Annotated in this window: 9 protein-coding genes; 5 read left to right on the top strand and 4 right to left on the bottom strand. The window is 57.7% G+C overall.

Features of this window, described 5'->3' with window-relative positions:
* Window positions 1–217 precede the first annotated feature (217 nt).
* On the top strand, window positions 218–3544 hold the full coding sequence (locus tag OSH09_RS09735) for an autotransporter outer membrane beta-barrel domain-containing protein (RefSeq protein ID WP_266120867.1): 3327 nt from the start codon (window positions 218–220) through the stop codon (window positions 3542–3544).
* Here the strand turns inward: OSH09_RS09735 and OSH09_RS09740 are convergent.
* Complete coding sequence (locus OSH09_RS09740) at window positions 3541–4086, bottom strand: DUF2478 domain-containing protein (protein WP_266120868.1); 546 nt, start codon at window positions 4084–4086, stop codon at window positions 3541–3543. The genes OSH09_RS09735 and OSH09_RS09740 overlap by 4 nt on opposite strands.
* A gap of 283 nt (window positions 4087–4369) precedes the next feature.
* Here OSH09_RS09740 and OSH09_RS09745 point away from each other — a divergent pair, with 283 nt between their 5' ends.
* A complete protein-coding gene (locus tag OSH09_RS09745; protein WP_207872133.1) occupies window positions 4370–5119 on the top strand; it encodes an IclR family transcriptional regulator in 750 nt (249 codons plus the stop codon).
* Window positions 5120–5301: 182 nt separating this feature from the next.
* On the opposite strand, the gene OSH09_RS09750 is transcribed toward OSH09_RS09745, so the two are convergent.
* From OSH09_RS09750 to acuI, 3 genes are read right to left on the bottom strand one after another with little or no spacing between them, the layout of a single operon-like run.
* Window positions 5302–6054, bottom strand: coding sequence for an enoyl-CoA hydratase/isomerase family protein (locus tag OSH09_RS09750; protein WP_266120869.1), 753 nt, complete (start codon window positions 6052–6054; stop codon window positions 5302–5304).
* Window positions 6051–7202: a CaiB/BaiF CoA transferase family protein gene (locus tag OSH09_RS09755; RefSeq protein WP_266120870.1), complete on the bottom strand. Its 1152-nt coding sequence runs from the start codon at window positions 7200–7202 to the stop codon at window positions 6051–6053. Before OSH09_RS09755 ends, OSH09_RS09750 begins: the two co-directional genes overlap by 4 nt.
* A gap of 45 nt (window positions 7203–7247) precedes the next feature.
* Window positions 7248–8234: an acrylyl-CoA reductase (NADPH) gene (gene acuI / locus OSH09_RS09760; RefSeq protein ID WP_266120871.1), complete on the bottom strand. Its 987-nt coding sequence runs from the start codon at window positions 8232–8234 to the stop codon at window positions 7248–7250.
* A gap of 340 nt (window positions 8235–8574) precedes the next feature.
* Between acuI and OSH09_RS09765 the strand changes: the two genes are divergently transcribed.
* From OSH09_RS09765 to OSH09_RS09775, 3 genes are read left to right on the top strand one after another with little or no spacing between them, the layout of a single operon-like run.
* Window positions 8575–9573, top strand: coding sequence for a Bug family tripartite tricarboxylate transporter substrate binding protein (locus OSH09_RS09765; RefSeq protein WP_266120872.1), 999 nt, complete (start codon window positions 8575–8577; stop codon window positions 9571–9573).
* A 34-nt stretch (window positions 9574–9607) separates the two neighbouring features.
* On the top strand, window positions 9608–11710 hold the full coding sequence (locus OSH09_RS09770; RefSeq protein ID WP_266120873.1) for an acetate--CoA ligase family protein: 2103 nt from the start codon (window positions 9608–9610) through the stop codon (window positions 11708–11710).
* Window positions 11711–11753: 43 nt separating this feature from the next.
* Window positions 11754–12506 (top strand): enoyl-CoA hydratase/isomerase family protein, encoded by a 753-nt coding sequence (locus tag OSH09_RS09775; RefSeq protein WP_207872127.1) that lies wholly within the window; start codon window positions 11754–11756, stop codon window positions 12504–12506.

Raw genomic sequence — 12506 nt, forward strand, 5'->3', positions numbered from 1 at the left:
CCAGCTTTGGGGGTAATCGGCAGCGTATCGCTCAATGTACGCACTACGTGGGTTTGGCTTAGCCCGTCTCATCGAATACAGAATTGTTTGCTGCTTGGCTGTGCGAATTAAACGTTTCCTATTCGCTATTTGCATTAAGGTTCCTGTTTGGAGGCTGTCCCTCGGGCGTTTATGGCAGGGTCGTCTTGTGTATTTTCCAGACCTGGAGTCGATGCTCATGTCCGCGATCCCGAAAACCCTGCTCACCGCTGGTGCCTTGCTGTTGGCTTCGGCCAACGCCCAAGCGTATCAGGCCGAAACGATCTACAACAAGAAAGGAGAAGCAGTCTTTGAGCTGCGCATTTTCGGTACGCAGGATGGGTCCTATTCCATGGATGATCCGGACAGTGGTCCACGATCCGTTTTTGATCTGGACGACAATGCCCGTCTTAAAATTCGAGGTGCGCTCAGTCGCTGGACTGAGATTCTGTCTTTGAAGCCAGGGTATGTGCCAGCAATCGTTAATGTCGGCACAGTAGGGCATCCGGATGCCCGAGCAGGTACCACCGTGACGCCTGACCCGGATTCAGCAGGCTCGCTTTACCTGCTCCTTCCCCAAGCGGCACTACTCAATAAGCTGGACAGCGACCAGCTCAAGCTCCCGCTTGCCGAGGTTGTGGTGGGACCTATCACCTTTGATACCGCTGCGCTTCGGCCTAGCCAGCTTCCCTTGAATGACCAAGCAGATTATTCAGCTGTTATGTTCCATGAGTTTGGCCATACGTTGGGGATGATCGGTGTTGCATACGACTACTTGGGGCCAGGGTCGAATACGCCTTACATACGGCCAAGTCTGACATCCTGGGCGCAGGGTTTGCGCGATGACAATGGCAATGAGGCCCGGCCCGGACAGGCGATTCTGTGTTCGATGTGCAATAACGCTTACGATCCGGACGCGTTTGATCTGCGCAAGGACCAAGGCTATTTCACGGGCCAGCATGTGCAGGAAGTGCTGGACGGTGCCATGCCTGGCATCCCGGTTCGGATCTTGGGTTATCAGGGTAAGCAGCCGGTCTATGTGGACACTGACTACATGGGGCATTCGGAGTTGCGCAACAGTTTGATGAGCCACCAGTCTTATCGCAATTACACCAATATGATGGAAGCGGAGCTGGCATCCTTGCAGGATATGGGCTTGCAGATCGACCGGCGCAATTTTTATGGCTATTCCGTCTACGGCGATGGGCTCACTCTGACCAGCAAGAATGGTTTTTTCGCTCGTAATAGCGAAGGGACTGCTTACCTGCCGGGCCAGTACAACCAGGCGACTCAAGGCGTGGGGCTGCATATTTATGGTGAGCGCAACACCCTGACCCAGGCGGCAGATTTGTTGAGTGCGGGCCCAGGTGGGGTGGGTGTGCGCGTGGATGGTAGCGAGAGCACGCTCATCATTCCCGAAAGTACCCGTATTCATGCACAAGGCTGGTATGGCCGTGGCCTGCAGTTCAGCTACGGTCGTGAACACACGATTGTCCAGCGGGGCGAAGTGCGTGCTGAGGGCGAAGACGGCGTCGCTGCGCTGTTCGACTTTGGCAATAATGTGATGGGTAATTTTGCGGATGGTCTTGAGGGCGGGGACTATCGTGGCTCCTGGCTCTTGAATTACCGAGGTACCCTGGTTCCTGCCGAGAGTTTGCCTTTGGCTTTGCAGGGCGCACTGATCAAGGACTACCATTTAGCCGGTCTTTTGTCGGGCAAGAAAGCCGCTATCCAGATTTCCAGGAATGCCCAGGTTGAGAATATCAATATCATGCAGGGAGCCCGGATTCAGGGCGATATCCTGTCTGACTATTCCACTCGTCAAAGCAATGGCGAGCTGTTTGTCACCCATGTGAATTTCGGGCAAAAGGCAGATGCACAAGGGCGTGCCACGCTACAGGCCGATCCCGATTTCCGCCTGCGTTACGACGGCAATATTCAGGGCGTGGACAATTTGGCCGTGGTGGTTGCCGGGGGCGAAAGCTCGCTGAACGGCCAGCATCAACTGCATGGCCTGCGTGTGGATGCAGGCGCTACCTTAAGCGGCAATAGCAGTTACGCCATCAACCCGGAAGGCAATTTCAGTAACCACGGCACCTTGAGTCCGGGCAACTCCTTTGGTCAGATGACGATTCAGGGGGATTTTGTTCAGGCGCCCGAAGGCCGCATTCTGATCGAGGCGGACACTCGCCAGCATGATCGTATTGAGGTTCAGGGACTGGCCCAGCTAGCCGGTGAATTGAAGCTGCAATTGCAGCCTGACTGGTATGCCGATGGCTGGTCCTTGAGCCAGAATACGGTCTTTCAGGCCACACAGACCCAGGGTGGTTTTGAGATGCTGACCGCCAGCCTGAACTCGCCCAGCCTGAGCGTGCATGTGAATAACGGTGGCTGGTCGGTCAGCCGTCAGACAGCGGCTTACTCGCCCTATGCAGTGAATCCTAATGCGAGCACTGTGGGTCGTAGTCTGGAGCAGGCTTCCACTGACAATCAGCGCCCCTTGGCCTCTATCTACCAGGCCTTGGACTTCTCCAGTGCGGATGGCAGCGAGATTGGTGATGCACTCAATCAGCTAAGTGCCGGTGCTTATGGTGCTCAGTTGGCGGCCAGCTTGCGTCGAGAGCAGTTGGTGTCCGAGCAACTGCGTCAGCGCCCTGGTCTGGGCAAGGATGGCTGGCAGACTTTCATCCAGCCTTTTGGTGGTCGTTATCACTGGCAGTTAAGCAGCAATGATGTAGACCACCGCAGTCAGACTTATGGGGTCGTGTTCGGTGCGGAACATCGCGCTGCAGGCAGTGATTGGAGCTTGGGTGCCCATGCGACTGCCAATGAGCAAAGCTTGAATATAGATGCCCCTTATCAGGCTAAAAGCACGCTGACGGGATTGGGGGCCGGTGTGCATGCCTTGTACCGTGCTGATGCTCGTGAGGGTTGGACAGGTCTGGCGCAAGTCCGTATGGGCTTGGAGCAGGGTAAGCTGAACCGACGTATCGCGTTTTCAGACTATCAGGCCAATCCCAAATCTGACTGGACTGGCCATACCTTTGCAGCGGGTGTTCAGACAGCCTATAACTGGCCCTTGGGCGAGGCAGGCAGCATAGGTCCGGTTTTGGCTTTGGACTATCTGCGTTACAGCCGCCCTGGTTTAAGTGAAGAGGGTGATGCGGGTAGCCGTTTGCAGCTGGATTCGACCCGCGCTCATTCCTTGCAAGCGTCGCTGGGTCTGGCTGTCAGTCAGGCTTGGGAATTGAAGCAGGGTCGTCGTTTACAGGCTGAGGTGTCCGCATCCTGGGAACAGGCCTTGCTGGGCCGCAAGCAGACACAGTACGCACAGTTTGAAGCTTCACCACAGACAGGTTTTGATGGTCGCTATGCTCGTGTCGATAGTCATGCGCTGGCCTTGCGGGCGGGCTTGACGCTGCAAAGCTCCGAGCGTTTGCGTTTTGGGGTGTCTGCGGGGACCCGTTTGCTGGGTAATAGCCGAGCCGATATTTCTGGCAATGTGTCGCTGAACTGGGCGTTCTAAGCTCGGTTAGTCGGGGTGGCTGTCTGACGGCTGCTCTCGAACCAGTCCCACAGTGCCTGACGCTCGGGCGTCAGTTCCACCGCCAGGCCACCCGTAAACTCTCGCCACGCAGGCAGGTAAGTGTGGGCCACAACGGTCAGTACCGGGTAGCCCTGGTCGATCAAGGCCATGATCTCGTTGTTAAATCCCTGGCCGTCCGCTTCCATAATTCCAAAGCGATTCACAATCACCAGATCGGCGGGGCTTTCCAGCGCCTGCCGCAGCACTTCGCTGGCCTCCAGCAAGGCGCCAATATCCAGGCAACAGGCTGTGGATTCCGAACCCAGATTCTGGGTGATGGGATAGAGCGTGCCCTTGTCCAGATCCTGCACGGTACGCAGGCTATGGTCTTCCTTCTGAATTTCCGGGCCCTGCACCAGACCACAAACGCGGTAGTTCTTCGCGCGCAATTCCTGCACGAATTCCAGCAGCAAGGCGTCGGCGCTGCCTTTGCCTGCATGCACGATGGCCGCAAGGGCCAAGGGCGTAGAAGGGGTGTCCATCGGGGTTTGGCTCCGGGGGTAGAAAGAGGGGCAAGGCTCTTTGTACACGCTTTTGACCTGTGCTGGAAAGCAGAAAAACCCCTGTGCTGCTGGCCGGTATTCGGCCTGGGCTGGTAGCGGGCTGGTTGTTGAGGGTTCAAGTCTGCAAGCCCGCCTGGCTGCATGTCTGATGGGAATGTTGCGAAAGCCGCTTGCTGCTTTGCTATACGGGCTTGTCTGGCTATGGTGCAGCCCGGTTCCATGAGACAATTCATGCACTTTTAGTGATTGATGGGATATTCGATTGGACAAGACTTTTGTTAAGGGCCTGGTGCTCCTGGAAGCCCTGGCCAAGCACGAACGAGGCTCGGGTGTGACCGAGCTGGCCAATCAACTGATGCTCAATAAAAGCAATGTGCATCGTCTGTTGCAAGCGCTGGTTCACCAGGGCTTTGCGCGCAAGAATGAAGACACCGGGCGCTACGAGCTGAGCATGAAGCTCTGGGAACTGGGCTCGGGCCTGGCTAACCGTCTGGATGTACGCGTGGAGGCCTTGCCCTTCATGAAAGAGTTGGCCGAGCAAACCCAGGAAACGGTGCATTTGTCCCTGCTGGACGGGGTAGAGGTGCTGTATATCGAAAAGATAGACAGCCCGCAGCCTGTGCGTGCCTACACCACGGTGGGCGGCCGCTCGCCCGCGCAATGTGTGGCAACTGGCAAGGCTTTGCTGGCCTGGGCCAGTGAAGACACCTTGAATCTGGTCAAGAACCGCCTCAAGCCTTATACGCCTCGCAGTCTGGTCAAGTTTGGTGATTTGCGCCGTGAACTGGAGCAGGTGCGCGAGCAAGGTTATGCGATTAACCGTGGCGAGTGGCGTGAGCAGGTCGTGGGTGCGGCTGCACCTATTTACGATAGTCGGGGAATGGTGGTGGCGGCTTTGGGTATTTCCGGGCCTGCCGAGCGTCTGGAAGAGGCCCGATTGATTCAGGCTGGGAAAACCTTGATGGTGGCAGCAGCGCAGATCTCACGCCGTTTGGGTTATAGCGGTCGCTAAGCCGTTCTAGAAGACAGGTTCCGGGCTGGATGAAACAGCCCGGATTTGAACTGCTGCTAAAACTTGGATGCTTCGCCTATGTTTTGTCGCCGGGCCGCCCCAAGGCAAAAACTCCCCCTCGGGGGGCAGCAAGCCGAAGGCGCAGCGTGGGGGCTTTTTTTGGGGCAGTTCAATATCAGTGTTCAAGATTTTGCAGCCTGCCTGAAGGACGCAATTCTTTGCTTGAGACCGGGTGCGGAAGCAGAGCGCACCAGGGCCGCCATATCCCGATCCGCCTGTTCCGGGCAACCCGTTAACTGATGCAGATAGGCGCGACTGCTCGCGTCCAGCAAGCCCGCGGTTTCTTGAGCTTGTGCGATGACAGCAGGCCATGCGTCAGGCTCTTGTATGCCTTCAATAAAGCCCAGTTGCTCCGCTTTGGCGGCATCAAAAACCTGGCTGCCTGCCAGGAGCTGATGAGCTTGCTGGCCGCCAATCAAGGCCGCCAGTCTGCCGGTTCCCAGTGCCAGACCAAATTGCAGTCCAGGCATGCGAAAACGAGCATCCGCGCTGGCGACGCGTTGACGGCAGACGGCAATCAAATCTACGCCAGCGCCGAAGTTTTGCCCATGCGCCAGGGCCAGGGTGGCGCAAGGTGTATGGGCCAGCCTCTGCAAGAGGGTTTCGATGCGGATGAAGCGCAGCACCAGATCCCCCTCGCTTTGTTGCTCGTAGTCGCTGAAGTCAAAACCGGCACTGAAGTTGCGGCCTTCACCCCGCAATATCAGCAGATCGGCCTGGGCCTGTTCCGCAGCCTGCACGGCTGCGATCAAGGCTTCTACCAGATCGGCCGACAAGGCATTGCGCTTGTCGGGCCGGTTCAGTGTCAGGGTCCAGACTTTGCCTGCGCAGTCCACGTTCAGGCTGGGACTGCGGCTGCAATACGACGCTGTCATGGGGTGACTCCGTGCAAGATGCTGTCGTTATGCTCGCCCAGCGCGGGTGGCGCCAGACGGATGGGTAGGCCCACACCATTGATGCGCAAAGGCGAGACAAAGGTGCGGGTGTCCGTATCCGTGCCCGGCAGGCGAATGTTTTGCACCCATTCCATGTGCTCGACTTGCGGGTCGCGCAAGACGTCGGAATAGCGGTTGATGGGGCTGCACGGCACGCCTTGGGCACGGAATTGCGCCAGCCAATGTTCGGAGTCGTGCTGAGCAAAAATGGCTTCCAGCAATTCACGCAAGGCGTCTTGATGTTTGGCGCGCAGGGTGGTGCTGGTAAAGCGTTCGTCTTCGCTCAGATCCGGGCGTTCGACAACCTGACAGACGGAGCGCCACAGCGCATCGTTGCCCGCTGCCATGGCGAAATAACCGCCTTTGCACTGGAAGGCCTGGTAGGGCGCATTGCGTGGGTGGGCGGAACCCAGCTTGTTCGGGTCGCGACCACTGCCGAAATACTCCGAGGTTTGCAGCGCAGCGATGGCCAAGGTGGTTCCCAGCATGGGCACGTCGATATGTGCGCCCTGGCCGGTGGCGCGGGCCTGTGGCAAGGCGGCACTGATGGCAAAAGCGGCATACAAACCGGCTGCAAAGTCCGCCAGCGGAACCCCGCATTTAACGGGGGCGCCACCTGCTTCGCCGGTGACACTCATCACGCCGCTCATGGCCTGAATGGTCAGGTCAAAGCCGCCTTCCTGCGAGCGAGGGCCGCTTTGTCCATAGGCGGAAATCGAGCAGTACAGCAGTCTGGGGTTCAGGGCTTTCAGGCTCTCGTAGTCCAGCCCTAAACGCTGCATGACGCCGGGTCGGTTGTTCTCCAGCAAGACGTCGGCATCCAGCACCAGTTGACGTGCCTTGGCCACATCTTCGGGGTTCTTCAAATCCAGCGTGACCGAGCGCTTGTTGCGGTTCAGCGAAGCGAAGTTCTCGCTATACCCTTGGTTGATGGGCGGCCAGCTTCGTAAGGTGTCACCCCCTTTAGGGTGTTCGATTTTGATGACGTCGGCCCCCATATCGGCCAACAACATACCGCAGTACGGGCCAGCGGCCACATTGCAAAATTCCAGTATCCGAACCCCGTTCAGGGGCAATGTCGTATCCATGGATCAGCTCCAGAGCGTGATAGGTAGATGGGGGCCGACAAGGCCTTAGGCGTTCACATCAACCACGATGCGGCCGCGTACCTTGCCTTCCAGTAACTGGCCGGCCTGATCAATGGCTTGGGACAGCGTGATGGTGCTGGCACCGATGCGCTCCAGGGCTTCGATAGACAAATGCTTGGCCAGCAAATCCCAGGCCGCCAGACGCTCAGGCTTGGGGCAATGCACGCTGTCCACGCCAATCAACTGCACACCGCGCAGAATGAAGGGGGCCACGGAAGCAGGGAAGTCCATGCCCTGAGCCAGACCGCATGCGGCGACTGCGCCCAGGTATTGGGTGCCTGCGACAACATTGGCCAGCGTGTGGCTACCGACGCTGTCGATGGCACCGGCCCAGCGTTCCTTGCCTAGCGGTTTACCGGGTTCGCTCAAGGTGTTGCGGTCCACAATTTCGTTGGCACCCAGTGCTTTCAGGTAGCTTTCCTCTTGGGGGCGGCCCGTGCTGGCCATCACGGTGTAGCCCAGAGCATGCAACAGGGCCACGCTGACACTGCCTACGCCACCAGCGGCACCTGTCACCAGAATCGGGCCCTTGTCCGGCGTCACGCCCTGGCGCTGCAAGGCACGTACGCACAGAGCGGCGGTATAGCCTGCGGTGCCTATCATCATGGCTTGCTGGGTGGAGAAGGCTTCGGGCAGGGGAATCAGCCAGTCGCCCTTGACGCGGGCCTGCTGTGCCAGACCGCCCCAATGCACTTCGCCCAGGCCCCAGCCATTGAGCACCACTTTCTGACCGGACTTGAAATTCGGGTCGTTGCTGTCAGTCACTGTGCCTGCGAAATCAATGCCGGGCACCATGGGGAACTGGCGCACCACGGGAGATTTACCCGTCATGGCCAGACCGTCTTTGAAGTTCAGGGTGGAGTAGTCAATGCGGACGGTAACCTGGCCTTCGGGCAGGGAGGACTCGTCCAGGGATTGCAAGCTGGCTTTGTATTGGCCGTCGGTTTTGTCGATGACGATAGCAGAGAACATGGATGAATTCCTTCGATCAGTTAGGGGTTGTGTTCTGATATTTGGAACAGCGTTCTTAAAAATGACATGCAAAAGCAATGTTTTCATTTTATCCAGAAGCTCGTTTTGGTCAAGCCCAATGCGACAGGAAGCGGGGACTGGGGAAATCCCGAAGGGGTTTAATAGTTGACACTTGAAATCAAATATCCCACTATTTGAACCGTTGTCCTAAGTTGCTTGTGTTGTTGCTGTCTGTTGTATTCAAGCCGTTCATACGGCATTTTTAATATCAAAAACAAGAACAGCGTTCTATATGTTGGAACACCAAGAGAGGTTCACTCTCACACAGGAGGCAAGGATTATGTTCAGTTCTTTTTTTTCGCGCCAAGGTTTTCTACGCACCGTACTGGCCTCGGGGCTGGCAGCCATCAGCAGTTTTTCTGCCCCGGCGGCCATCGCGGCCGATACCTATCCCAGCCGTGAAGTGACCTTTGTGGTTCCCTATCCCCCAGGCGGCAACAGTGACAATCTGGCGCGTCTGTTTGCCGATCGTCTGCGTACCAAGCTGGGCGTTCCCATCGTGATTGAAAACCGACCCGGCGGCACTACCTCGCTGGGTACGTCTATCGTGGGGCGCGCAAAACCCGATGGCTATACCTTGTTGCTGGCCACCAGCACTGCCTTTACCGTGCTGCCCTACATCCGTGATGTGCCTTACGACCCGATCAAAGGCTTTGATTTCGTAGGCAGCCTGGCGGGTTATCTGCCCATCATGACGGTCCGTAACGACTTGCCAGTCTCCAATCTGAAAGAATTTGTTGAGCTGGCCCGCAAAGAGCCCGGCACCCTGACCTATGGCTCGGCAGGTATTGCGTCCGGAGGTCACTTGGCCGGAGAGATTCTGGAAAATGCTGAGAAGCTGGACTTGTTGCATGTGCCCTTCAAAGGCTCGGCAGACACCATGACGGCATTGATGGGCAATCACATCGACTTCTTTATTGATGGCGTCGGACTGGAACTGGTGAAAAGCGGCAAGGCCAAAGCCTTGGTGACCTATGCCAGCGTGCGGCATCCCGAATTGCCGGATGTGCCTACACCCAAAGAAGCGGGCTTTGATCTGGCCCTGCCCTTTGAAGGGTTCTGGGGGCTGGCGGTACCGGCAGGCACTCCTGACGATGTCATGAAGAAACTGGCCAAGGCTACCGAAGAAATCCTGGCCGAGCCGCAGACCCAGGAGCGTTTCCATCGCATCAGCGTCAGTGCCAGTTGGAAAGACGGTGCGGCCTATACCAAGGATCTGGAACAGAGTCGGGCTTATTACAGCGAACTGTTCAAGACCATCAAGATGAGCGATGACTAAACGCTCACAGAACCACCAACAGGAGACAAACGTGATGGAAACCGTCACTTGCGCCAGCACGCTGGACGCTTTGCTGGACCCGGCATCCATAGCTTTGGTCGGCGCCTCGGAAGATCAGTCCAAGTTCGGCGGGCGACTGTTCCGCATGCTGCTCAAGCACGGTTATGGCGGCAAGGTCCTGCCCATCAATCCCAGTCGCAGCAGCCTGTTTGGCTTGCCCGCTGTGCCGGGTCTGGCTGCGCTGGACAGCGCCCCGGATCTGGCCGTGTTTACGGTGGGGGCCGATACCGTTCTGGAGCAGGCGCAGATTGCGGCTCAAATGGGGGTTCGCGGTTTGCTGGTGATCTCTGCGGGCTTTGCGGATGCAGGCGAGCGTGGGCTGGAGCGTGAGCAAGCCTTGCTGCGTATTTGCCGTGATTCGGGCATGCGTCTGATCGGCCCCAATTGCCTGGGCATGATCAGCCCCAGCCGCAATCTGGTGCTGTGCTCTTCGCCGGTGCTGGACAGAGACAGTCTGCCGGAACGGCCTATTGGTTTTGTCAGCCAAAGCGGTGCCTTGATGACCACCTACTTTGATCGGGCCTGGGCGATGGGCGGCGGCTTTACCTACGGCTTCTCGGTGGGTAATCAGGCGGATCTGGATCTGTGCGACTTTGTGGATTTCCTGATTGATGATCCCAAGACGCAAGTGATCTGTACCTATATAGAAGGCATTAAAGATACCCAGGCTTTGCGTCGCACGGCTCGTCGGGCACAGGCAGCGGGCAAGCCCTGGCTGGCCGTCAAGGCCGGGCGCTCCAGTGCGGGCAAGGCGGCTGCTTTCTCGCATACCGCCAGTGTGGCGGGTGATCACGATGTGTTTGCCAGTGTCTGCCGTGATGAAGGCATCAGCCTGATGGACGATATGGGAGCCATGCTCCTGTTGGCAAACAGCATGGTGCGCTTTACCAGCAACAAGATTTCCAAGGTTGCGATTGTGACGCCCTCGGGTGGCGGTGGAGCCTTGGCCGCCGATGCTTTGGCAGAGCATGGCGTGGAGCTGTCCAGTTTTTCCGCTTCGACCAAGAATGCCTTGGCCGCCCACTACCCGGCCGGGCAGGCGGATAACCCGGTGGATCTGGGCGCACGCCTGACTCAAGACTCCACCGAAGTCGCCCGCGCCACCTTGGATGCCTTGATGCAGGATCAGCAAAGCGATGCGGTATTGATTACGGCCTCCATGTGTCCGCAGGAATGGATGGCGGCCCTGATTGAAAAAATCATCCATCCCGAACCGCATTGGGCCAAGCCCGTCATGGTGGCCTTTGATGCGGGCGCGACATCCGAGCCTTTGCGGCAGAAGCTGGCCCAGCATGGCCATGCTTATGCCAGTTCCAGTCTGGAAGCGGCCTTGGCCTTGTCAGCCTGGAAACGTCATGGGCAGTTCGTGCCACGGCAGGCAGCGATGCGCCCCAGCGCGTGTCAGGCTCCTACCGTGATGCCGCGTGGTGTCCTTAATGAAGACCAGTCCAAGCGCTTGCTGGCGCATTACGGCCTGCCGGTGAATCTGGGGCAGGTGTGCGAGAACGTGGAACAGGCTGTGGAGCAAGCCGAGCAGATTGGCTATCCGGTGGTGATGAAGATTGTTTCCCCCGATATTATCCATAAAACTGAAGCGGGCGGGGTGGCGCTGGATGTGGCCGACGAGGCTAGCTTGCGACGTGATTTTGCCCGGCTCTACGCGAACGCCAAAGCCTATAAAGCCGACGCCCGTCTGGAAGGTGTTTTGGTGCAAGCCATGGCCAAAGGTGATGTGGAGTTGCTGATCGGAGCACGTCAGGATGCGCAGTTTGGCCCGGTCGTGGTGTTTGGTGCAGGCGGCATTCTGGTGGAAATGTTGTCAGACCGGGTGATTGCGGCTGCACCGCTAACCCTGGCCGATGCGGACCGGCTCTTGTCCACCCTGATGATCGACAAGTTGTTGAAGGGATACCGGGGACGCATGCTGGATCGTGCCGGTGTGCTTGATGCGATTGTGCGTGTCAGCTTTCTGGCTCACGACCTGCGCGACACCGAATTTGAACTGGATATCAACCCATTGATCGTGGCGGCCACCCGTTGTCACGCCGTCGATGCCCGCCTGTCCATAGGCGCATAAAACCGAGACCTATTCTTTTAAAAATACCCAGGAGGAGTAAACCATGTCGGATTATCAGTGCATTCTTGTAGAAAACCACGATGACGGTGTGTCGGTCTTCACGATCAACCGTCCCGATCGCCGCAATGCGCTTAGCGCTACCGTGGTTAAGGAATTACAGCAGGCATTTCTGGCTTTTGATGAGGACCCCACACGCCGCGTAGCCGTGCTGACCGGGGCAGGTAACGACGCATTTTCCGCCGGTGCCGACGTCAATGAGTGGCCCGAATTGTGGCGTGCCATTCCCACCGTGGGTTTTGAAACCGACAAGCCTATTATTGCGGCCGTCAGTGGCTGGTGCGTGGGCGGTGCCTTGGTCATGGCCATGATGACGGACTTGCTGGTGGCCTCCGAGAGCGCCAAGTTCTCCTATCCGGAAGCCAAGCTGGGCTTTACCGGCGGCATCATCTCGGGTCTGGCCTCGCGTATTCCGCATCATGCCGCTATGGAAGTGATCTTGCTGTGCCGCACTCTGGAAGCGCGCCGTGCCTATGACCTGGGTTTTGCCAATGAAATCGTGCCGGTGGGCGAGCAGGTTCCCGCCGCGCTGCGTATGGCACAGGATCTGGCCAAGATGTCGCCCCGTGTTTTGCAGACCCTCAAGCGCTTTATCAATAATGAGGTACTGACACGTGGCCCGTCCGAGCAAATGGCGCGCACCATGCGACACCTGAAAGCGATCGAGGATAGTTATGATGCCAAGGAAGGGATGAACGCGTTCAAAGAAAAACGTGCCCCGGTGTATCTGAACAAATAA

Origin of the sequence: Alcaligenes parafaecalis (assembly GCF_026344135.1) — a bacterium.
GTDB classification, from domain to species: domain Bacteria; phylum Pseudomonadota; class Gammaproteobacteria; order Burkholderiales; family Burkholderiaceae_B; genus Alcaligenes; species Alcaligenes parafaecalis.

Excerpts from the sequence above, each read along its gene's own strand:
- OSH09_RS09735 (WP_266120867.1), top strand. The coding sequence starts at position 218 with ATGTCCGCGATCCCGAAAACCCTGCTCACCGCTGGTGCCTTGCTGTTG.
- OSH09_RS09765 (WP_266120872.1), top strand. The coding sequence starts at position 8,575 with ATGTTCAGTTCTTTTTTTTCGCGCCAAGGTTTTCTACGCACCGTACTG.
- OSH09_RS09770 (WP_266120873.1), top strand. The coding sequence starts at position 9,608 with ATGGAAACCGTCACTTGCGCCAGCACGCTGGACGCTTTGCTGGACCCG.
- OSH09_RS09740 (WP_266120868.1), bottom strand. The coding sequence starts at position 4,086 with ATGGACACCCCTTCTACGCCCTTGGCCCTTGCGGCCATCGTGCATGCA.
- OSH09_RS09750 (WP_266120869.1), bottom strand. The coding sequence starts at position 6,054 with ATGACAGCGTCGTATTGCAGCCGCAGTCCCAGCCTGAACGTGGACTGC.
- acuI (WP_266120871.1), bottom strand. The coding sequence starts at position 8,234 with ATGTTCTCTGCTATCGTCATCGACAAAACCGACGGCCAATACAAAGCC.
- OSH09_RS09755 (WP_266120870.1), bottom strand. The coding sequence starts at position 7,202 with ATGGATACGACATTGCCCCTGAACGGGGTTCGGATACTGGAATTTTGC.
- OSH09_RS09775 (WP_207872127.1), top strand. The coding sequence starts at position 11,754 with ATGTCGGATTATCAGTGCATTCTTGTAGAAAACCACGATGACGGTGTG.